General features: G+C 40.3%; 19 protein-coding genes and 1 tRNA gene. 8 read left to right on the top strand and 12 right to left on the bottom strand.

The window, feature by feature from the left end:
* The first annotated feature begins 118 nt into the window (after positions 1–118).
* Positions 119–2,110 carry an FAD-dependent oxidoreductase gene (locus JWR87_RS19845; protein ID WP_297823576.1) on the top strand — a complete coding sequence of 664 codons (1,992 nt, stop codon included), beginning with the start codon at positions 119–121 and terminating at the stop codon, positions 2,108–2,110.
* Between the two features lie 170 nt (positions 2,111–2,280).
* On the opposite strand, the gene JWR87_RS19840 is transcribed toward JWR87_RS19845, so the two are convergent.
* Positions 2,281–2,517: a hypothetical protein gene (locus JWR87_RS19840; protein WP_297823574.1), complete on the bottom strand. Its 237-nt coding sequence runs from the start codon at positions 2,515–2,517 to the stop codon at positions 2,281–2,283.
* A gap of 72 nt (positions 2,518–2,589) precedes the next feature.
* Here JWR87_RS19840 and JWR87_RS19835 point away from each other — a divergent pair, with 72 nt between their 5' ends.
* Together JWR87_RS19835 and JWR87_RS19830 are read left to right on the top strand one after the other, a co-directional pair.
* The gene (locus tag JWR87_RS19835) at positions 2,590–2,808 is read left to right on the top strand and encodes a hypothetical protein (RefSeq protein ID WP_297823572.1); all 219 of its coding nucleotides are present in this window, start codon (positions 2,590–2,592) and stop codon (positions 2,806–2,808) included.
* Between the two features lie 56 nt (positions 2,809–2,864).
* Positions 2,865–4,160 (top strand): NAD(P)/FAD-dependent oxidoreductase, encoded by a 1,296-nt coding sequence (locus JWR87_RS19830; protein ID WP_297823570.1) that lies wholly within the window; start codon positions 2,865–2,867, stop codon positions 4,158–4,160.
* A gap of 68 nt (positions 4,161–4,228) precedes the next feature.
* Here the strand turns inward: JWR87_RS19830 and JWR87_RS19825 are convergent, their stop codons facing one another.
* The 5 genes from JWR87_RS19825 to JWR87_RS19805 all read right to left on the bottom strand — a co-directional run bounded on the left by JWR87_RS19825 (position 4,229) and on the right by JWR87_RS19805 (position 8,074).
* Positions 4,229–4,792, bottom strand: coding sequence for an NAD(P)H-dependent oxidoreductase (locus JWR87_RS19825; protein ID WP_297823569.1), 564 nt, complete (start codon positions 4,790–4,792; stop codon positions 4,229–4,231).
* A gap of 28 nt (positions 4,793–4,820) precedes the next feature.
* Positions 4,821–5,534 carry a pirin family protein gene (locus JWR87_RS19820; RefSeq protein ID WP_297823567.1) on the bottom strand — a complete coding sequence of 238 codons (714 nt, stop codon included), beginning with the start codon at positions 5,532–5,534 and terminating at the stop codon, positions 4,821–4,823.
* A 273-nt stretch (positions 5,535–5,807) separates the two neighbouring features.
* Positions 5,808–6,428 (bottom strand): dienelactone hydrolase family protein, encoded by a 621-nt coding sequence (locus tag JWR87_RS19815; RefSeq protein ID WP_297823565.1) that lies wholly within the window; start codon positions 6,426–6,428, stop codon positions 5,808–5,810.
* Between the two features lie 41 nt (positions 6,429–6,469).
* Entirely contained in the window at positions 6,470–7,405 is a 936-nt protein-coding gene (locus tag JWR87_RS19810) for a ring-cleaving dioxygenase (protein ID WP_297823563.1), read from the bottom strand.
* Positions 7,406–7,492: 87 nt separating this feature from the next.
* Positions 7,493–8,074 carry a Crp/Fnr family transcriptional regulator gene (locus tag JWR87_RS19805; protein ID WP_297823561.1) on the bottom strand — a complete coding sequence of 194 codons (582 nt, stop codon included), beginning with the start codon at positions 8,072–8,074 and terminating at the stop codon, positions 7,493–7,495.
* Positions 8,075–8,606: 532 nt separating this feature from the next.
* Between JWR87_RS19805 and JWR87_RS19800 the strand changes: the two genes are divergently transcribed.
* Positions 8,607–8,900, top strand: coding sequence for a hypothetical protein (locus JWR87_RS19800; protein ID WP_297823559.1), 294 nt, complete (start codon positions 8,607–8,609; stop codon positions 8,898–8,900).
* Positions 8,901–9,185: 285 nt separating this feature from the next.
* Here JWR87_RS19800 and JWR87_RS19795 read toward each other — a convergent pair whose 3' ends face one another.
* Both JWR87_RS19795 and JWR87_RS19790 read right to left on the bottom strand, forming a co-directional pair.
* Entirely contained in the window at positions 9,186–10,589 is a 1,404-nt protein-coding gene (locus tag JWR87_RS19795; RefSeq protein WP_297823557.1) for a S41 family peptidase, read from the bottom strand.
* A 330-nt stretch (positions 10,590–10,919) separates the two neighbouring features.
* Entirely contained in the window at positions 10,920–12,773 is a 1,854-nt protein-coding gene (locus tag JWR87_RS19790) for a hypothetical protein (protein ID WP_297823554.1), read from the bottom strand.
* Between the two features lie 318 nt (positions 12,774–13,091).
* Between JWR87_RS19790 and JWR87_RS19785 the strand changes: the two genes are divergently transcribed.
* Positions 13,092–13,868 (top strand): glycosyltransferase family 2 protein, encoded by a 777-nt coding sequence (locus JWR87_RS19785; RefSeq protein ID WP_297823552.1) that lies wholly within the window; start codon positions 13,092–13,094, stop codon positions 13,866–13,868.
* Positions 13,837–14,649 (top strand): polysaccharide deacetylase family protein, encoded by an 813-nt coding sequence (locus tag JWR87_RS19780; protein WP_297823551.1) that lies wholly within the window; start codon positions 13,837–13,839, stop codon positions 14,647–14,649. The genes JWR87_RS19785 and JWR87_RS19780 overlap by 32 nt, the downstream gene beginning before the upstream one ends.
* A gap of 230 nt (positions 14,650–14,879) precedes the next feature.
* On the opposite strand, the gene JWR87_RS19775 is transcribed toward JWR87_RS19780, so the two are convergent.
* The 3 genes from JWR87_RS19775 to JWR87_RS19765 all read right to left on the bottom strand — a co-directional run bounded on the left by JWR87_RS19775 (position 14,880) and on the right by JWR87_RS19765 (position 19,233).
* Complete coding sequence (locus JWR87_RS19775) at positions 14,880–16,220, bottom strand: MFS transporter (protein ID WP_297823549.1); 1,341 nt, start codon at positions 16,218–16,220, stop codon at positions 14,880–14,882.
* Positions 16,221–16,492: 272 nt separating this feature from the next.
* Positions 16,493–17,785, bottom strand: a complete 1,293-nt coding sequence (locus JWR87_RS19770; RefSeq protein WP_297823547.1) for a glucose-1-phosphate adenylyltransferase — start codon at positions 17,783–17,785, stop codon at positions 16,493–16,495.
* A gap of 29 nt (positions 17,786–17,814) precedes the next feature.
* Entirely contained in the window at positions 17,815–19,233 is a 1,419-nt protein-coding gene (locus JWR87_RS19765) for a glycogen synthase (protein WP_297823545.1), read from the bottom strand.
* Between the two features lie 174 nt (positions 19,234–19,407).
* On the opposite strand from JWR87_RS19765, the gene JWR87_RS19760 reads away from it, so the two are divergent.
* The gene (locus tag JWR87_RS19760; RefSeq protein WP_297823543.1) at positions 19,408–20,892 is read left to right on the top strand and encodes an MFS transporter; all 1,485 of its coding nucleotides are present in this window, start codon (positions 19,408–19,410) and stop codon (positions 20,890–20,892) included.
* Positions 20,893–21,282: 390 nt separating this feature from the next.
* A tRNA-Val gene (locus tag JWR87_RS19755) sits at positions 21,283–21,357 on the top strand.
* Positions 21,358–22,111: 754 nt separating this feature from the next.
* Here JWR87_RS19755 and JWR87_RS19750 read toward each other — a convergent pair.
* Positions 22,112–22,516 (bottom strand): helix-turn-helix domain-containing protein (locus JWR87_RS19750; RefSeq protein WP_297823541.1); only part of this gene is annotated, 405 nt, incomplete at its 5' end.

The following is a 22,516-nucleotide window of genomic DNA, read 5'->3' as shown; positions in this document are numbered from 1 at the left end:
TGGGCAATCATTTTTAAAACAGGATCGTTGTTCATTAAAGATCAAAGCCTTCTCACCAATTTTGAATTACATTTAGATCATCTATTACAATACCCTGTTATAACGATAAACTGCATCTATGTTTAAATACTTGTTTTGTGTTTTCATGCTTTTCGCCCTTAATTCTAATAGCCAGAAAACTAATTATGACATCTGTGTATATGGCGGAACTGCTGCTGGTGTCATAGCTGCTTATACTGCCAAAATGATGGGCAAAACAGTCTTACTGATTGAACCTGGCAAACATGTAGGCGGATTAACAACAGGTGGACTAGGATTTACTGATATAGGTAACAAATACGCTATCTCAGGTTTGTCGCTTGATTTTTACAGAAGGATTGGCAAGCATTACGGAAAATTCGAGCAATGGATCTTCGAGCCCCATGTTGCAGAAGCAATTTTGCTCGATTATATAAAGAGGTCTAATACAACTGTTCTGTACGATCATCGTATTGTATCAGCTAAAAAGGACAAAGGATATATACAGACCATCATCGTTGAGAATTCATCTCAGCCTTCATCCGCCACTAACAAAACCATTAGCGCTAAAATGTTTATTGATTGCTCCTACGAGGGTGACCTAATGGTAAGGGCAGGCGTTAAATATGCTGTAGGCAGAGAAGACAATTCGCTTTATAAAGAGACCTATAATGGTGTACAAATGAGAGAGACCCACCAGTTTCCTGATGGCGTTGATCCTTATAAAATACCGGGTGATCCTGCAAGTGGTCTGTTGTGGGGTATTAGTGCTGACACGTTAGCACCAATAGGTACGGGTGATAAAAAGGTACAGACCTATAATTTCAGGATTTGCCTTACCAGCAAAAAGGAAAATATGATACCGATTACCAAACCCGCTAATTATGATCCTTCAAAATTTGAATTACTGTTAAGATACCTGGCAAAAAAGAAACCGGTAAATCTTAATGACCGCGTGTTAAAGATTGATCACATGCCAAATGGAAAAACCGACATCAATAATAACGGACCATTTTCGACTGACATGATTGGCGTAAACTATAAATATCCTGACGGTGATTATGATACAAGGAAAAAAATTTCACAAGAAAACGAAGATTATATAAAAGAGCTTCTATACTTTTTAGGCCACGATGATCGGGTGCCTGCACACCTGCGAAACGAAATGTTGCAATGGGGTTATCCAAAAGATGAATATACCGACAACAATCACTGGACGCCACAAATGTACGTTCGTGAAGCAAGGCGAATGATTGGAGCCTATGTTATGACGCAGCACAATTGCCAGGGCGAAGAAGTTGTACCTGATGGAATTGGTATGGCAGCTTATACCATGGACTCTCACAATTGCCAGCGGATTGTAGTAAATGGCATGGTTAAAAATGAAGGCGATGTGCAGGTGGGCGGGTTTGGACCCTACCCTATTGCCTATCGTTCACTAATCCCCAAAGCGGAAGAGTGCAAAAATTTGTTGGTTCCCGTTTGCTTATCGGCTACGCATATTGCCTACGGTTCCATCAGAATGGAGCCGGTGTTTATGGCACTGGGTCAGTCTTCTGCAGTAGCCGCCGCACTTGCTATAGATACAAAAAAGCCGGTACAGGAAGTTGATGTGAAAAAGGTGCAGCAGTTGCTTAAACAAAATCCTTTGCTTGATGGTAACGGGCCGGAGTTATTAGTTGATAATGATGATAGCAGGATAATTATTAATGGCAATTGGAAAAAGGAAAAATCGGGCAGCTACGGGCCTTCGAGACTTGCAGCCAACGCTTCAGATACCGCCTCGGGTTTTGTACAATTTATACCTGCTATTTCTAAAAGCGGAAAATATACGGTGTATACTTATTACTCCAAGTCCGATAAAACTGCTGCGGAAACAAGCTACCAGGTTTACGACGGACAAAAACTGAATGAGATTAAGGTTGCAAATGCTTCCGTTGCTATAACAGGCCAAACTTCTGGCCAATGGATTCCCTTGGGTACTTTTGAAATTGAAAAGGATAAGAATGCTTATGTGAAAATTACAAATAAAGGCAGAGAAGGATCAGTGCTGGCCGATGCGGTGTTATGGATTAGGGATAGCGCACATTAAATCGCTATTCGCCTTTGCTTGCGACGCTCCATTCAAAAGTTTAAGTACCTGCGGCTTTTTTCTGTGTTTTATTCGTCCCAGCTTAATCTCGGGTTATGCGGCTCCCGTCTTTAAAAACTGGCTAACACATATTAAACCAGCACTAACCTAAACATTAGCGCTCTTTCTTTTTAATCCGTAATATCCTTTTCTTCTGATCCTGAAGAACCTGTTTTAGGTGGATCCCAAACTATTTGATCAGCCTCTTCTACGCTCAGCCCGGTTTCTGCAAGGTCTTCTTCATCCAGGGGCGGATCTGTGTCTTCAATTTCAGCCTGGGCCTTTTCATTTTTTTCAATTACGTCGGGCGAATTTGTTTCTTCTTCCTGGCTGTATTTAGGAGGGTTGCTATTGTTTTGCAATTGCATAATGTTTTTTTGAAACTACATTTGCAACTTTTGCGCCAGCAGAACCAAATGGTTTTCGGATAAAACACGGTAATGGTAACAATCATTTTTATAGCTGAAGACGGTAATCCGGTAAGCCTTCGGTTTAGCCGAAACGAGGATTTGAATACCAGTCATCAATACGGCAAATGGAATTTGGACAATAATGCAATTGAACTAAACGACGCCGGATGGCTGATTTTTGAAATGCACAGAAAGGAAATAAGAAAACTAAAGCCGCTACTCGAATTGTTAGAAAAGTCAGCCGTTTGATTTCTATTTCACTCTGGTTCAGTTTTTTTAGTAAGTCTTTTATTATCATACCATTAATGACAACAAACACGGTAAGACCACGGATCGTAATTGTAGGCGGAGGATTTGGAGGCTTAGAATTAGCAAAGAGTCTAAAAAACCAACCTGTTGAAGTTTTAATGCTCGATAGGCACAACTACCATACTTTTCAACCACTCCTTTACCAGGTGGCAACAGGTGCGCTCGATGCCGAAACAATTACATTCCCTCTCAGAAGAATTTTTCAAAATCAAAAGAACTTCTCTTTTTCACTTGCTGAAGTCTCTAAAATAAATCCTGAGAAGAATAGTATTGAAACAGCCATTGGTGAAATTAGTTACGACTACCTCGTGCTTGCTACCGGGGCTGACACAAACTTTTTTGGAAACAAGCAGCTGGAACACTTTGCTATGGGGATGAAATCGGTGCCGGAAGCCCTGAATATTAGAAGCATGATTTTGCAAAGCTTTGAGGCAGCGTTAAGTGAAAAAGATCCCGTAGAAAAAGAAGAATTGATGACGTTTGTTATCGTAGGCGGAGGTCCGACAGGGGTAGAACTTGCAGGTGCTTTGGCAGAATTTAGAAGTCATATACTAGAGAAAGATTACCCAAAGCTTGATGACTGTGACATGAGGGTTTTTGTTGTTGAAGGCAAGCCGCAAGTGTTAGGCGTTATGTCGGAAGAAGCTTCATCTAAGGCGCAAAAGTATTTGCAGGATATGGGTGTCGTGATTTACAATGACGTGCATGTAAAAAGCTTTGATGGTGAGTTGCTCACTATAGACGATGGAAGGACGTTGCGGACAAGAAATGTATTGTGGGCAGCAGGGGTTGTGGGTCAGTTTCCCGAAGGGATAAGCGCGGAAAATATCGTAAAGGGGCGACGCATACAAACCAATGAAATAAACAAGGTTAAGGGATACTCCAACATTTTTGCAATAGGGGATGTAGCTGCAGTTACTTCAACTGATACTCCCAATGGTTATCCCGGAGTAGCGCAGGTTGCCCTGCAACAAGGCAAACATCTTTCAAAAAACTTAATGGCAATAATTGAGGGTAAAGAAACAAGCCCATTTAAGTATAAAGACATGGGCTCTATGGCAACTATAGGCAGAAATAAAGCAGTTGCAGACTTAGGCAAGTTTAAGTTCTCCGGCTTTTTCGCGTGGTTGTTATGGTGTTTCGTGCATGTGTTTTCCTTAGTGGGCAATCAAAATAAGATCACTGTCTTCATCCGCTGGTCAGGACGATACTTTTCTTATAACGGACCAACGCGAATTATCGTAAGACCCTTTAGCCGTGAGTCAATGACAGAAAATACAGCTGCTAAATAAAAGAAAAGCGCCCCCGCAAACTCCTAACTGCTTTTCTTATAACCGGTACTAAATCGTCAAATTCGTTATTATTGCCTCAAAGCTTTTAAAGCTTCTGTCCATTTTTCCAACTCTTTAAGCATAACTTCTGCTGACTTGACTATAACCTCATCAGCTGTAAATATTCCTTCACCATTAATATACTTTCCAAAAAAAGGTATGTTAACCTGGTCTACTACCGGCATCATGTGAATTGCTGTAACAACTTGTTTTAGCATTTGTGTTGATCGCAAACCTCCCGACACACCGCCATAACTTACAAAAGCTATCGGTTTGTGCATCCATTCGGCATACAAATAATCGATAGCGTTTTTTATCGGAGCCGGAAAACCAAAGTTATATTCTGCTAATACTATAATAAAAGCATCTGCTTCATTTATTGTTGCACTCCACTTTTTTGTATGCTCGTGTTGATACTGTTTAAGACGAGGATGGCTTGGCTCATCCATAAAGGGTAAATTTATTACCGCCAGGTCCAAAAGCTCCACATTATACTTATTGCCCTGCTTAACAAGTTCCGTAATCCAATTTGCAACAGCGATACCCTTTCTTCCCTCTCTTGTAGTGGAGGTGATAATTTTAATGTTATTCATGGCGTTTCTCAATTGCACTTGTGCAAATTTATTTTTGATTGATAGGTGTTTCAATAACAAGGAATTGAGCACCTGCATCACAATGAATAGGCACAGTATTGGCTTCCCAAACACCCATCGCGTCCCGTTCGTTTATATCGGTTCCATCTACGTTTATTTTTCCTTCGATGGTAAAGATGAACAGGCATTTATTGCTGGGGTTAAGCTGATACGTTACTTCTTGTGCAGTATCAAACTGCCCAAGGGAAAGCTTTGCATTCTGATTAATCCAGCAGTGTTCTAATCCTTCTTCATTTGATATGATTGTCTGGAGCTTATTTTTTCTTTTTTCTAATGGAAAGCTTCTTTGTTGGTATCGGGGAGTTATGTTTTGAAGTTTCGGTTGAATCCATATCTGCAGGAAGTTTACTTCATCGTCGCCTATGTTATACTCTTCGTGCCTTAATCCGCTTCCGGCACTCATAATTTGTACACCGCCTTCTTCAATTGTTGTACTATATCCTATGGAGTCTATGTGGTTCATCTTTCCATTTAGAAGTATAGAAACAATTTCCATATTGGTATGAGGGTGAATACCGAAACCTTTACCGGCTTCAACAAAATCGTCATTAAAAGCTAAGAGGGTTCCAAACGCACTTTTTAATGGATGATAATAGTCACTGAAGCTGAAATAAAAATTACTCTTTAACCAACCAATGTTTTTAATACCTCTTTCTTCTTTTCTAAATACCTGTGATTTCATTTGTTTTAATTTTACTGCCCTTGTTATTCATGCAAAATGATAAAAATGGAAATGGTCAGTGTCACCAACGTTAGCCAAAGTGGGCAGCTTTGATGTTCGTTGTAACCCGCCCCAGTCGTTGCGAAAAACAAAGGGATCTGCTTTCCGAATTTAAGGGCCTTTTATTGGTATCGAGCAGATTGCTTCGTCGTTCATCCTCGCAATGACGCGACTTTTGTTAATTAAATTCCAGCTTTAGTTAATGGCATTAGGAATATAGTTATGAGTTAACGATTAAGCCTTGAAAACAAGCTTATTTGCGTTTTCAATTTCGTCCTCGTTAATAGTATGGCCCATGTTGTCGTAAACTTTTTCGGTAACGGAAGCATTCATACCCTTCAAAAACTTCGTTGTGTCATAAACTCTTTCAACCGGAATATGCGGATCAGGATTACTTGAGCCAATAAAAACAGGCGTGTTTTGAAAATCACCTGCATAGCGCTCGTTGTATATCTTATCTCCAATTAATCCACCGGTAAATGCTGCTACTCCGCCATATTTATTGGCATTCCTTGTTACAAACTCTAATGTTAAACACGCGCCCTGGGAAAAACCAGTGAAGTAAATATTTTCGGAAGGGATGCCCTTACTATATAAATCCTCTACCAAGTCCTTCAGCAACTGCAGCGCCGAGGAGAGCCAGGGTTCATTTTGCGAAGGAGGTGCAAGAAAGGAATAAGGATACCATGTATTATTAGTTGCCTGTAAAGCAATCAGTGAAAAATCTTTAACATGTAAGTGAGTGGAGAAATCTAAAATATCCTGAGCCGTTCCGCCCCTGCCATGTAACATGATTAAGACTTTACTTGTTGCACTTAATTCCTTTCCTTCTGTGACTATGTTTTTTTTATGCATAACTGTTATTAATTAAACTAACAAAAATTTACTTGTAATTGCTATTGCAGTAAGGGTAATGCCTGTTCTATCTCCTTTCGGCTTTCTTCATATTGTTTCGGCAGTTTCAAAGATGTGCCCAGTTCAGCCAACGGCTCATCTCTTGTAAAGCCAGGATTATCGGTAGCCAATTCAAATAACACACCACCTGGTTCTCTGAAGTACAATGAGAAAAAATAATCTCTGTCGATTTTGGGAGTAATGCTTAAACCTTTACTTGCTATCTTCTCCCTGAATTCCATTAAGATATTGTCGTCTTTTACACGAAAAGCCACATGATGATTGGTACCTGCAGCACCTTTGCCGGGAGCTAGATTTGACGTTTCTATAATGTCGACAACAGCGGCATTGTCAATTGCATCGGTAATAAACCTGTACCGGTTTCCTTCCTGCTGTAGCAATTTGTAACCAAGTAAGTCTGTAAGAATTTTAGCAGTTGGGGCAACGTTTCTTACCGTTAAGGTAATGCTGTGAAAACCCCTGGTTGCTACCTCAGCGGTCACCTCTTTCGTCTCCCAGCCTTTCCTGTTGTCAGCAGTTGGTGAAACAATAAGGTCAAATTTTAAACCGTCAGGGTCTTGAAAAGAAAGATACTGTTCGCTAAATCTTTGGTCTACGTTTTCGTGTTTTACGTTAAACTGTGTAAAGCGGTCAGCCCAAAAATCCAGACTGCCTTCAGGTACTGAATAACCTATGTTCGTCGCCATGCCACTACCTATCTTGCCCTGCCCTATCCCTTCCCAGGGAAAAAAAGTCAGAATCGTTCCGGCAGCGCCTGTTTCATCGCCGTAGTAAAAATGGTATGTGCCGGGGTCGTCAAAGTTTACCGTCTTTTTTACCAGCCTTAGCCCTAATACTTTAGTGTAGAAATTATAATTACGCTGTGCATTGTCGGCTATTGCGGTAATATGGTGAAGACCTAGTATCCTGTTTTCCATAATATTTATTTAATAACGCAAAGCTACTATAGCAAAGGGGGTGCTACCATTGAGTTAGCGCATTAAATATGCGTGACATACATCACATTATTTACGGTCAGCCAATTGTCTGCGTACCCTGCTAAGTGTTTCGCGGGTAACGCCAAGGTAAGAAGCCACCATATGTTGCGATACGCGTTGTACGCATTCAGGGTAAGTAGCGAGAAACCTGTTATACTTTTCTTCTGCTGTTTCGGCTAAAGATTGTAACAATCTTTTTTGCGTGGCAACAAGGTGATTTTGTATTATAATTCTGAAGTAGTGTTCTAATGCAGGTATTTTTTGCATAGCGTGTTCCCACAAAGGTTTAGTTATAAGCAAAAGTTCCACTTCTTCCAGTGCATCAACATTTAAGAATGATGGTTCATTAGTAAGGTAGCTTGACAGGTCGGCCATCCACCAGCCTTCTGAAGCAAATTGTAGAATATGTTCGCTGCCTTTTTCGTCAACGGTATAAGAACGAAGGAGTCCTTGCTCAACGAAAGCCTGGTATTTGCAAATGTCACCCTCTTGCAAAAAATATTGCCGCTTCCGTAATTTCTTTTGAACGAATAAGGTTTTGAAATAGTCAAAATCTTCTTCGTTGACAGAAGTTACGGCACTAATTTTTTTGTGAAGCAGCTCAAACATCGTAGGGGGTTAGGTGTGAAGGTAATAACTATGGAACTGAATATCCCTGGCTCAACGTCGTTTAGTTAACGTTTAAATTACCACGAAACTGTAAAATTTAATTTCCTATTCAAATGGAAGCCTTCCCGGCTTAAAATCAACTACCACTGTCGCAGGCTGCGGCTTTTGGGATAAACCCATAAGTTATTTCGAGACGAAGACGGGCTGTTGACCAACCTGTTTGCAGAGAAAAATCGCCAACCTAAGATGGCTGGCAGGCACTATATCTATTTCGTCTCTGCCGGAAAGGGATCGTGAGGTCTGATTTATTTTATACCAACATCTCGTTCCCTACGGGACTATTAAAGGCATAGCCGAAATACATAGTTGCGGCCGCGGCGCCGTTTCTAAGTTACACTAAACAAATACCCTTTTAATGTAGCCAAAGTGTAGGACCTGCACCCGATATTTGCCTTTTGCTCGTCTAATACCCATTCTTAACATCCTCTAAACGCTACTTTACTTAATTTGGATATCAATAAGACCAGAGTTTATGAAGAAGATTTGTACGCTAATAACAGGAGTAATTATAGGCCTGTCAGGATATAGCCAAACTATACCAAAATATGTAGAAAAGCAGATCCAGGATCCGCAGCGCAGAGCAAATGCAGGTAAGGCTGATGCAATTATTTCAAAGAAGAAAAACATCTTTGACAGTACTACATTTAATAACAATACTACTGAAGCCAGCAATAATAAAACGGCAAAAGCAAGTATTAGAAAGAAGTATTGCGGTAATAAAACAAAACAAAGTAGTAAATCAGGTGCGTCAAGAAAAAGTGCTTAAACTGTTTTAAGTGGCAAGCCATTCCAGCGTTTTGACTATTGTTCCCTAAATATGTTTTAAAGCTCGCTCCGCGGCTGTTTGATGAGTTTTATTACACCGAACAAAATTATTGATCCTTAGCTAAGAACCGGACCCACTGCCTATGCTGCTATGAAAAACTGCATGAGAACCGAGCGTGGCAACGATGATGCTATGAAAATCCGGAGCGCGTTACATAAAAAATACTATTAAACAAAAGAGGCTGTGCGGCGACAACCTCTTTCGTTTTTATAAAACTCCTTATAATTAATGAAGACCCCTAGTGTCGATTGTTCCTTTAAATTCTCTCTGGGACAGGGTATTGTTAACGGCCTGAATAGCCGGATCTGCACCCACATGCTCGCTGTCGATAGTGCGAAATGCACCCGAAGAGAAGCCATTTAAAATAGAAGATAGAGCCGCCTCGCTTCTATCGCCCCAGTCTTTATCTACTCCGTCAGAGGCTCGATTGGTTGGAGCAAGTCCGTTAAAATAACTGCCTTCACCGTTTTTATTTACAGTACGGAAAGAGACAGGGAATATATACCACTCGCCAACGGGGATAGGAAAGAACCCAACGGGCTTACCGGTTGTATTTGACGGACCCACAAGCCTTACATCCATATATGCTTTTAGGTTATTAATAAGAAGCTCGCTTGCCGAAGCTGTACTGCTACTGGCAATAAAAAATATGCGGTTGAGATTTAAAGATCCCAGTTTTTTAAACCTGGTCGTACTATTATATCCCGAGTTCTTATCGTTGAATTTTTCAGTCATCATCACCTGCCCGTTGTAAGCGGCGTTAACAAGGTAATTGGCAAGCCTTTCCTGTACTGTTACATAGCCGCCTCCGTTATATCGAAGATCAATGATTACCTCGTTCACCCCTTCGCGACTAAAGCGACTGAAGACGCGGCTGAAGTCGTTGTAGATTTGGGTAGTGTCGCCGAGGAAAGAGTTAAAAACAAGGTAGCCCACTTTTTTGCTGCCGGCAGCATAAACAGAGTCAACCACTATGGGGTGCTCGTTATAAGCATTGGCATTTAGTGTAACATTTACAGTTGTGCCATCAGGCTTTTGAAAAGTAAAAGTGCTGCTGGCACTTTCGTACACACCGCTTATAATTTGAGTGGCATTCCCTGTAGTTATGTTGGTGCTGCCGTTAAGCTTTGTGATCCTCCAGCCGCGATGGACGGCGGCTTTGCCTGCTGCGGACTCGGGTTCTACGTTTGCTACCCGAAGGTCGCCTTCTGTACGAAAGAAAACAGTCAGCCCCAGGTCGGCGCTACCTTCTGCCGTCTGCTGCACATGGCCCGAACTCGAATTATCCCATTCTGTTTTCTTCATAGCAAAGCTCCACTTGTCAACCGGGGTAGTGAAAGGTGATTCAATACTATACGCTCTTATTGCCGTCATCGCCTCAACCGGAGTGGCCAACGAATGCGGATCGAAAGTGGAAGGAATCTGGTTGTACCATAAATAAATATCGCGGGTTAACTGCACCACGGAGTCCTTCAATTTATACTCGGCAGAAGGACCATTATTTGTAACCGGGGTTGGCGCAGCAACAGGCTGATCGACAATATTCTTCTGACACGATGAAAGAATACCTACACCTGTAGCAAGCAGGGCCGCTATTATTATGTTTTTACATTCGGAATTATGCAGCATAAAGTAAATTATGCAGCATATTACTTTAAGAAACGACAGGGAAGTTTTAATGAAAAGTGATTTAACAATAAGATTAGAGTTAAGGCAGTAAGAAGCATTTTTCTTTGGTGGCACTTAGCTTTTGTGCTGCTATGTAGCACCGGTTGTGTCACACACTGGTACTTGTATAACTTTATTCAGCAACCTTAACCACGGTGTAGCTGAAGGTGGCGAAACGAGGTAATGCTCCTATTCTCACTTCTTCAGCGAGAAATTTAAATAAAAATCACAATTAATGGCGAGTGAAGAACCTATGCCTGCTTGCAAAAACAATTGCTAATGCAAGCTGCTTTAATAAAAGCTATTTGCATCTTCGTTGTTTAACTGTATAATATCAGGAGGTCTTATATAATTTGTGTTGTACCTGAAACGGATGTCGCCATGGAAAGAAATTTGAAACGCCTGCATATCCTGCGCCTTCCTGGGAAAATACATCAGGCGGAGTTCTGCAGTAGAAAATATAAGGTTTACGTTTCTTGCTCTTATTCCCGCACCTATGCCTGTATAAATATCTGACTTTGAAAAGTGGTCCGCGTGACCGGTTAGTAAAGATGCATCAGCAAACACGAAAGGGGCAAGCTGAAACCCCAGGAATTTGTATTTAGCAAAGAAAAACGTTTCTGCATACATACTCATTCTTTGCGAACCTCGTAGCGAATCGGCATTAAAATATTTCAGGCCTAACGCATTGTCAATTCTAAGCGGGTCATAAATAACCCTGTTGTAAAGCCGGGTATAACTGTACTTGAGGTATTGACGCATTTTAAAGTTCTTAAAGATATACAGGCGACTGTACAAGCTTCCGCCAGCTAGTATACTTGCATCCTGAAATATGCCCTTATTTAAAAACGCCCCCGATCGTATAAAAATCTGCACAAATTTTCCTTTTTCCGTGGCGATATAACGGTTGGCGTTTACACCAAAATAAGGTCTTGCAAGGTCCAATTGTTTGTACCATCCCGCCGTTAAGGCCACATTATAACCGTACGGAACATCCTCTGTAGTACCAAAGCCGTAGATGTAATTTGTCTTATAAAACTCCTGTTTAAAAAAAGTGACCTCGCCGAGAAAAGCGTTCGTATTGTTGAAAAGGTTATTAAAGCTTTCCCCGACTTGAAACGGCTTCTGAACAAACCTATTTTTAATATACCGGGCAGCAAGAAAAGTTCGGTTACGACTGTTATTATTTTTAAGGAGGCTCTTTAGTCCTACGCTGTACCCTGTCCACACGTCGATGGAAGCGTTTTTATAGTCGTAAAAAAGACTATCAGGTTTCATGTATAAGTTATAAGACTGGTTAAACCGAAGATCCAGTCCTCCTGCAAAATGAGAATAAGGGGATACAAGCGGACGACTTAATTGCAAATAGAAAGATGATACATTATCCATTCCGGTCCGATCATTATTGATACGGCTATAGCCCATTGTGGCCGTAATGAAACTATGCAGAATGCTATTTTTCGAATACATAAAATCGTATCCAAACCTGGGTGTTCTGTTTACATCGTGCAAAGCAGTAATTTGTACTTTTTGACCTGCACCAGCCAAATTACTTTCCCCGGCAGTTATTCTTTGTCTATCTACACCGCTAAAGTCAAGCGAACCCGTTATACTAAACAAGTCTTTGGTTATTACAACAATATCAACAGAGTCTTGTGTACCCTCAACCGGTTTAACTACAACCCTTGCATCCTGTATAAACTCCAAAGACCGTAAATAGCGTTCATTATCCGAAAGCAAATAGGGATTAAGATGGCTTCCTTTTTTAATAAACAGGTTATGCCTGATTACCCAATCGTAAGTGTTGGTATGCAAAGCATTTAGAATGCGCGAACCATAATGGTTTATGAAACTGGTTGTATCAGAAAACGATTTTTCAAAACCCAGCTCCTGCGTTGTTACCAACCGTATGACTTTCCCCTGATGTTCTATAAACGGCACCACACTTTTACCATTGGTTGCAACTAGTGCCTTAGTGCTATCAGGAGGCGCTACTGTAACAGAACTTTTTACGCGATTAAATATTCTGCTAAAGAACCCGCTTTTCTTCTGCGAAGTTTTTTTAATATCCTGGCCGTGTATGGGTTGTACCCATAACAAGGCACAGCAAAATGCTAGTATTTGATATAAACGCTTCTTATTCATTCAAGAGCACTTGTATTACAAGGGCACAACTAATTGTTGAAGGTAATAATAAAAGAGATTCTCAAGAGAGGGTTTAATGATTTGAACATTATGACCAACGTTACTCCCTGCAGCATTTACCCCTGGTATTTATAATTCTACTTTATAATTATTTAAGGTTTTTATTGTCTATTTAATTCCAATGTCTATATTTAGTAAATACTTTGCCGATTATTATTAGTGTTTTGCCGAGAAAAATAGATTTAAGAATTATTAACAACAACCAATCAATCCAGATTAAAACAGGTTTCGGCTTTTTCCAACTGTAAAACACCTTGCATGAGTGACCAGTATGATTTAACAATAGTGCTGCCTATGTTCAAGCCCAGGTTGGGCTGGGAGAAAAGTTTAAAAGAGAACATTCAATTAATTGACATCGAGTTCAATTATTCAATCTCTATTCAATACATAGTAGTAAACGACGGAGGCGAAAATGAACATCTCCTAAGCCTCTTTGATGTAATACAAGAATCCGAAAGCAACGTCAAGTTTATCTCTTATCCTGAAAATATGGGCAAAGGTTTCGCCCTCAGAACTGGTGTAGCCGCCGCTTCAGCTCCTGTTGTCATTACTACCGACCTTGATTTCCCATACGAGTCAAAAGACCTTAGAAACGTGTATGCATTACTTCGCTCGGGCAATGAGATTGTAACGGGTAAAAGAAAAGCAGAATACTATGTTGCTACCCCCCTTAAAAGAAAAATAATCTCGAAAGCTTGTATCGCAATGAACAAACATTTGCTCAAACTTTCAATAGCAGATGCGCAGTCGGGGTTAAAAGGATTTAACAAAACAGGAAAAAACCTGTTCCTTCAAACCACCATCAATCGTTTTTTGGTGGATACAGAATTTTTAGTGCTTGCTAACAGGCAAAAATTAGATATAGCCATTATAGAACTAAATCTTAAAAGTGGCATTAAGTTTTCTAGCATGGGATGGAAAGTTTTGCTTGCCGAAGGCCAGAATTTTTTTCGCATCGTTAAAATGAACAAAAGCAGCTACTTTCCTGCTAAAGTAAAAAAATATGCACAGCGGAAAGGTCTTATTAACGTTTGATCTGGAGGAGTTTGATGTACCGAATGAGTATGGTTCAAACCTGCCATGGGAAGAACAGTTGATGATTGGAAGGAAAGGCATGGATGCCGTAACTGAAGTACTCGATACTCATAAAATTCCCGTCACCATTTTTACCACCGCTGCTTACGCCACTGAAAACAGCGAACAAGTACGGGCTTTAGCTCTTAAACACGAAATCGCTTCTCACACTTACTACCACTCCCATTTCGAAAACCAAGATCTGCTACAATCGAAATCTACTTTAGAAGAAATTACCGGGAAGCAAGTGTATGGGCTGCGAATGCCACGAATGAAACCAATAGATATGGCGCTGGTTAACGAGGCTGGATATATTTACGACTCTTCCATTAACCCAACCTTCATTCCCCGAAAATATAACAATTTACACCTACCCAAAACGTTGTACAAACAGCAGCAGGTATATCGTTTGCCATGTTCTGTTTCACCGGCTTTAAGGATCCCTCTGTTTTGGCTTACTTTTAAAAACTTCCCTTATTTTCTTTATAGAAGGCTTGCTTTAAATGCCCTTAAAAAGTACGGTTACTTAAATCTCTACTTCCATCCGTGGGAGTTTACCGATATCAGTAGTTATAATCTACCCAATTATGTTAAAAGACATTCCGGCAATGAACTGGTGGAAAGATTACACAGACTTATAATTGACCTTGGGAAAGAAGGCTCGTTCGAAACAATGAATGATTTTTTACAAAAACAAGTGAATACTGCTAATAATACACCTCACCTGCAAGCGACAACTTAAATAGCTGGATTTTTTATTTAGGAACTTTTTTGTAACAGGCATTTACACTACCATTAAACATCGTTGCCACGCTCGTTTCACCGGTAGTTTTTCATAGCAGCAAAACAAGCTATTCTGTTCGTTCAAGCACCCGCCATACTGTCTGCCGACACGTCCGGCTGCTGGCCAACTACCAGTGGGGTTAATGCCGAATGCAAATCAATATCGGAACAGCTGTTTTCATAAACTTTTTATTCGTCTTTGTCTTTAACCAACACGTTAAGTAAACCTGCAATAATCATTGCTACCCCACCTACAACAAGAGCGTAAATACTTTCATTATTAAAAAGTATTCTTACAAAAAAGCCAAGAATAGCGGCTGCTAAAATCTGAGGAATTACTATAAAAAAATTGAAAACTCCCATATAGAAGCCCATTTTCGTTGCAGGTAGCGCACCTGCAAGAATTGCATAAGGCATGGTTAGAGTAGACGACCAGGCAAGACCGATGCCCACCATTGGAAGCAATAATAAATTTTTGTCTTTAATGTAAAGCATCGAAACAAGACCAATTCCACCAATGATAAGGCAAATCATGTGCGTATACTTTCTTCCTGTCTTTTCGGCAATTATTGGAAGCAGAAAAGCAGTAATGGCTGAAACTCCGTTATACACCATAAACATTACCCCAACCCAGTCGGCAGCGTCCTGGTAAGCTTTTGAAGTAGTATCAGTAGAATTGAAGGCATTTTGAGCTACAGCCGAAGTAGTATAGATCCACATTGAAAACAAGGCAAGCCAGGTAAAGAATTGAACAATAGCTAGCTGAAGCATTGTTGGCGGCATTGTTGTAAACCCTTTTAAAATTTCAGTAAATCCTTTAAAAAGTCCATTACTTTCCCGCATCTCTTTTTTCCATTCTTCTATGTTGTCGGGAGGTAGTTCTTTAGTTGAGAAAACAGTCCATGCTACCGCCGCGAAGAAAACAATGCCTCCTATATAAAACGAGTATTTAACGGAGTCGGGAATAACACCTTCGGGTGCAGTATTGCTGATGTGCAAAACGTTGGTAAAAAAATACGGAAGCAAAGAAGCAACAACAGCACCTACACCTATAAAGAACGTTTGCATAGCAAAACCGGTTGTTCTTTGGTTGCTGCCAAGCTTGTCGCCAACATAAGCCCTGAAGGGCTCCATAGAAATATTGATGGAAGCATCTAACGCCCAAAGTAATATTGCAGCCATCCACAGCACAGTTGCATTCGGCATCAGAAATAAAGCTATTGAGGCTAGTATGGAACCGATGAAGAAGAATGGCCTGCGTCTTCCCCAGTATGGATGCCAGGTTCGATCGCTGATGTAGCCTACAACAGGCTGAACAAGCAAACCTGTTATTGGAGCAGCAATCCACAAAATAGGAATATCGTCAACTTTTGCACCAAGCGTTTGAAAGATTCTGCTAACGTTAGCATTTTGTAAAGCGAAACCAAACTGGATACCGAGAAATCCAAAACTCATATTGAAGATCTCGAAAAGGCTCAGCTTCTGCCTTCTCTTTGGGGAGGCAACTGTTTCAGTAGTTACAAGGGCCATAGCAGTCGGTGGGTTGTTATAATGTGTAACAATTACATAATTACTAAAAGTAGCAAAAAAACATCCTTTTCAGGATGTTTTAAAATTTCTGTTTCGAAAGATTTAGAAGTGCGGTATTAAACAGTCTGTACAGTTAAAATAGTCTCGAATAGAAGCTATAGTTGATTAAAGAGGGGCTGATGAAAGGATTGCGACGCAACGATGAAGCTATGAAAAACGAATGCTGGTATCACACATCCCCAGCACTTTTTCACCGGCCGCGCGGCAAACATTTATTCTGCTCCTATTTTAAATCCATCGGGTAACACTGCATTCTTTTTAACTACTACGATTTCGTCTTTAACCGTGTACAGTTCATGCTCTGTGTTAGCCAGTTTATTTCCACCAATAATTGTTACATCGTTTCCGATACGGCAATTCTTATCTATAATAGCATGTTCAATACGGCATCTTTTTCCAATACCAACAGTAGGCACTCCCTTTTCTTCGTTAGCTAATATCTGGTTGAAGGTTTCATAATAATCGTTACCCATCAGGTAGCTATCAATAATTTCGGTTTCCTCGCCAATTCTTGACCTGATGCCTACTACGCTTCCTCTAATTCTGCTTGCATGAATAATGGAACCTTCTGCAACAATTGATTTCTCCAAAGTACTTCCTGTAAACTTAGCCGGGGGAAGCATGCGTGCACGGGTAAAAACTGTATTTGTATTATCAAATAAATTGAAAGGAGGAAGTGCATCAGTTAACGCCAGGTTAGCCTCGTAAAAAGAATAAATATTTCCTATGTCTGTCCAGTAACCTTCATACTGGTAGCTCGCTACTTTGTACACACCAATAGACTCAGGAAGTATTTGTTTACCGAAATCGGTTGCATCTTTCATTTTGTCTTCAAGCAACTCAAAAAGTAACTTGCGGCTAAATACATAGATACCCATCGAAGCGAGGTAAAGTCTTCCGACGGCCTTCATATCCTCACCTGTATCGCTGATCCAGTCTGGCAAAAGATCCTGCTTTGGCTTTTCGATAAAAGAGGTGATCATGTGCTGATCATCAGACTTCAAAATACCAAATTCGCTTGCTTCGCGTCCATGGACAGGCTGGGTTGCAATGGTTATATCCGCTCCTGTTTTTTTATGCTGCTCAATCATTTCGCAGAAATCCATCTGGTATAACTGGTCACCGCTTAGGATAAGCACATATTCAAAATCAAAAGTCTGCAAGTGACGAAGTGACTGGCGCACCGCATCGGCCGTTCCCTGGAACCAGCTTGGGTTATCGGGAGTTTGTTCGGCAGCAAGTATATCAACAAAGCCGCTGCTAAAAGCACTAAAATGATAAGTGTTCTTTATATGCCTGTTTAAAGAGGCCGAGTTATATTGCGTTAACACAAACATCCTACTAATACCGCTGTTGATACAGTTACTGATTGGTATATCAACCAACCGGTATTTACCGGCAATAGGTACAGCAGGTTTGCTACGACTTGCAGTTAGAGGATGTAATCTTGTACCGGCACCTCCGCCGAGTATTACCGCCACCACTGATTTTGATTGACTATCCATATTATTTATCGTTAGTTTTTAAAATGGTTTTATAGATTTCGGTAAACATCAATGTAATGTTGCGCACTGTTATCCCAACTGTTATCTACCTGCATCATTCGCGTTCGCATGTTGTTAAGTGTACCAGTGTCTTTATAAACAGCAGCGGCACGATGAATGGAATGAATGACATCACCGACTGACGCATGAATAAACCGTATGCCGTAACCACCCTCATCTCCCATATCTATCACTGTATCACGTAAACCGCCGGTACTTCTTACCATTGGAACGGTTCCATAACGCATTGCATACATTTGGTTCAAGCCGCAAGGCTCTACCCTGCTTGGCATTAACAAAAAATCTGCGCCAGCATACATTTGGTGACTTAACTTCTCATTGTACCCAATAACAGCATTGTAACTTCCTGCAAACTGAGAAGTAAGATTATTTAATCTCCATTCCACATCGGGCTCGCCGCTTCCAAGTATTAAAAAGGAGACATTATGTTGTAAACTGTAAATAGATGCAAGAATGCTATCAGGTAAAATGTCTGCTGCTTTCTCGCCTACCAGCCTGCCAATAAAAACGATTAAAGGATTGTCGATATTAAAACCAAACTGTTCACACAAAACTTGCTTATTCAACAATTTACCATGTGCTACATCTTCAAGAGAAAATGGGTTGTCAATATAAGTATCAGTTGCAGGGTCCCATACATCTGTGTCTATTCCGTTTAAAATACCAACGCATTTTCCCCTTTCATATTCAAAAAGATTTTCTAACCCATTTGCGGCATATCGTAATTCTTCAAGGTAACTTGGGCTTACCGTTGTTACCTTATCTGCACACTTTATTCCGCTTGCCAAAGAATTAATATTGTTCTGCCACTCAAGCATTCCGTGCTTCCATCGGTCATAAGAAGGAATATAATAGCTTCTGTCCCAACCTATCCATCCCTGGTATTGAGCGTTGTGAATAGTGATTACTGTTTTCAAATTACCTAGGGCCCAATTGAAGTCATAACAGTACCGCATCATAAATGGGATAAGACCAGCCTGGTGATCGTGGCAATGAACGACGTCAGGTTTTTTAGCCGGCGAATAAGTCAGCCAGTGAACAACTGCAATTTGAAAAGCTGCAAAACGTTCAATGTCGTCATCATAACCATAGATTTTCTCTCTGTCAAGTAGTCCATAAATGTCTACTAAGAAAAGTTCGTATCCAAGTTTGTTTGTTCTTTCCCTGATGATTGTATAATCAAAATTCCGTGAACCGAGATTTGTGTTGCCTTTAAATTCAACATCCCACTCATTGTTATGCAAGAATTTTGTGCGGTACATGGGCATAACAACCTTTGCTACATGTCCCAGCCCGTTTTGATATTTCGGCAATGCACCAACAACATCACCCAAGCCGCCTGCTTTCGCTATTGGGTAACACTCGGCACTAATGTGTAGAATGTCCATTCACAGTTTTTAAAGATTGGTAAAGGAATTTTATAAGACAGTAACCTTCTTTTAGTAAACATATAAATAAATATTTAAAAAAAAGCCACTAATAATTGCACTAAAATAAATGTTCCCAGTAAATAATTTGTCTTTATTTTGATCCCTATTTACTAACCTTACACATTGATTGTTATGCACCAACAAACGAAATGGTCTCAGTTTGGTACTTTGATTTCTGTTTTCTTTTTTTGGGGGTTTGTTGCTGCCAGTAACGATATTCTTATCCCGGTTTTCAAAGAAAAATTACAACTTGAGCAATGGCAGTCACAAATGATATCATTTGCTTTTTACTTTGCCTATACCATCGGAGCTATTCTTTACTTAATCATTAGCAAAACTATCGGCGGCGATATCTTAAACAAGATTGGATACAAAAACGGAATAGCCCTTGGATTGATTATTTCTACAATCGGCGCTTTGCTTTTTTACCCCGCAGCGGAAACGGCATCTTTTACTTTGTTGATCGCCGGTTTGTTTATTATTGGTCTGGGCTATTCTCTACAACAAACTGCGGCAAACCCATTGGCTGTTATTATGGGCGATTCACGCACCGGATCCCAAAGGTTAAGTTTGGCAGGGGGCGTAAATAATTTCGGAACAACAATAGGTCCTGTTTTGGTAAGCATTGCCATCTTCGGTTCGGTTACCAGCGACACTGCAAAAATTGCAGACATTGGTGCCGTCAAAACTCCTTACCTAATTTTAGGAGGCCTCTTTCTAGTAGTTGCTTTAATTTTTAAGTTTTCTTCTATTCCAAACAAAATCGTTTCTGAAGATGATACGAAAATTGTCTCGACTCCCACCGATGTCGCTGATCCTTTAGTTTCAAAAGTCAGAAAGAGTTCTTTAAACTATGGACAGTTAGCGCTGGGAATGGTAGCTATATTTATTTACGTAGGCGTAGAAGTATCCACCGCAAGCAATTTGCCGGAATTTATGAAACAGCACGTAAAAACAGCCGACGGCTTGCCGTTTCCAACCGAAAGTATGGCTCCTTTCATCTCCTTATACTGGGCAAGCTTAATGATGGGAAGATGGACTTCTTCAGTTGGAGCCTTCAACATTAGTAACAGCTTAAAATCTATATTACGCGTTTTGATGCCTTACCTCGCATTTGGGGTTTTTCTTCTTATTAATAAATTGGCTAATCACGATATCACTCCATTCTACATTTATAGTGTAATTATTATTGCTTTAATAATTGGCGATTTTTTAAGCAAGGGCAACCCTGCAACCCAACTCTTCATTTTCTCCGCCTTTGCAATTATTGCATTACTTACCGGCATTTTCTCAACCGGGCTTACAAGTGTATATGCCTTTACAAGCGTCGGTCTTTTCTGCTCTACATTGTGGCCTTGTATTTATACACTTGCCATTGCTGGCCTTGGAAAACATACCGGCGAAGGTTCTAACTACTTAATCATGATGATCATGGGCGGCGGCGTAATTAGCTTGCTACAAGGTTATTTAGCCGATGACAACCTTTTAGGAATTCAATTTTCATACTTTGTAGGTGTTGCGTGTTTTGCATACCTCGCCTTTTATGCAATTCGGGCCAAGGCAATTCTTAAGAGTCAGGGGATCGATTATGATGTAAAGGTTAGCGGAAGTCATTGATCGGTACAGTTTAACTCTTATACTTTACCATATTTCCCGGGTTGATCAATCAAGAATTCGAAGAAGCCAGTATAAATAGCAGGATCATGTTATAAAAAAGAGGCAGTAATACAAACTTCCCTTTTCTTACAATATTCCCGGAGTTCTTTTTTTGATCAGCTATTTATCCGGTTTCGGCTTTTGTTGCGTCGCACACTTGTACTTTATAACCACTCGAATCAACTTTTTTTGTCAGTTGAACTGTGTAATAAAGAGATTTCGACACACTTTTAATAAAATTCATGTTGCCTTTTTCGGAAAAAGAGAAGATTTTTTTGTTGAAATAAAAAGCACTCCTATATTTGCACTCCCAAACGAAAAGAGTTCGCTTAATCATAAGGGAAAAAGAAAGGGAGCATAGCTCAGTTGGTTTAGAGCATCTGCCTTACAAGCAGAGGGTCCGCGGTTCGAACCCGTGTGCTCCCACTTCACAATCAAGCAGTTAAGATAAAACTTAGCTGCTTTTTTTGTTTGCACACATATTTCGATTCACGGTTTGGTAAGAAAAGCTTTTTATTAATTTTCGTATTAAATCTTCTTCCCGGCAAAGGTTGGACTTGCGACAAAGTTTTTATCAAACCACAACTACCTTAAAGAAGTTTCTATTGAAGAAAGACTAACCACAAATTCAATTTTAGCATTGGCTTCTACCACCAATACGCCGCCCAATTATAAGAAGAGGGAATCGCGAATGTTGCCTGGTGAAAAATGAGAACCTTAAAAAGGATCCAAAGTTTGAGCAGATGTATTCTTTAGATAAAGAAAACACAGCGGCCCTGCTACAAAGCACTAACAGAAAAATCGATCTATTCAAAGGGACAATTTACAGACCTGCCTTAGAAGAAATAGCGCTTACCCGTACCGGTAACGCGGCACAAGCACGAAAATTAATTAATTCACTGAGGCTAAAGTCCGCCATGCACATGCTTTTGCCATCGGTATCATTGATGGGTGGTTGGGTCAAAAGCAAAAAGGCGCGGAGTATTTACAGTTGGCGCACCGGCTGTACGATTATAATCTGATAAGTATAAAAGTGAACAAAATTGTTTGATCCCCTTGAGGAACGAAGAGGGTTTCAATGCACTGGTGACAAGAATGGGTTTGTGACAAGAATAATAGCAGCTCTTCAAAAATCATCTTTACTATTTTTCATTCCATGCACTGTATTTCTGCAATACAATCAGTTCAATGAGCTCCGATATTCATTTGGCGACTTCCCCACTCGTTGTTTAAAAAGACGAGCGAAGTGCTGTGGATACTTAAAGCCTAGTTCATATGCTATCTCACTTACTGATTTGCTCTGGTCAAATATTCTCTCTTTTGCCACATCTATCACCTTCATTTGTATGTACTCCTGCGCTGTTTTTCCAGTTTCCTTTTTCACCAGGTCGCCAAAATAGCTGGCGGATAGGTTCAGTTCACTTGCACAATAAGATACAGAAGGCAACCCAATCGTATGAGCTTTGCCGGTTTTAAAATAGTTGTTTAACAGATCCTCAAACCTTTCCAGGATCCCCTTATGTATAGCGTCGCGAGTGATGAATTGTCGGTCGTAAAAACGTACACAATAGTTTAGAAGCAATTC

This window comes from Segetibacter sp. (assembly GCF_025963695.1).
Lineage (GTDB): Bacteria > Bacteroidota > Bacteroidia > Chitinophagales > Chitinophagaceae > Segetibacter.
Note: the sequence above shows the minus strand (reverse complement) of the source record. Positions and strands in the feature narration are given on the sequence as shown.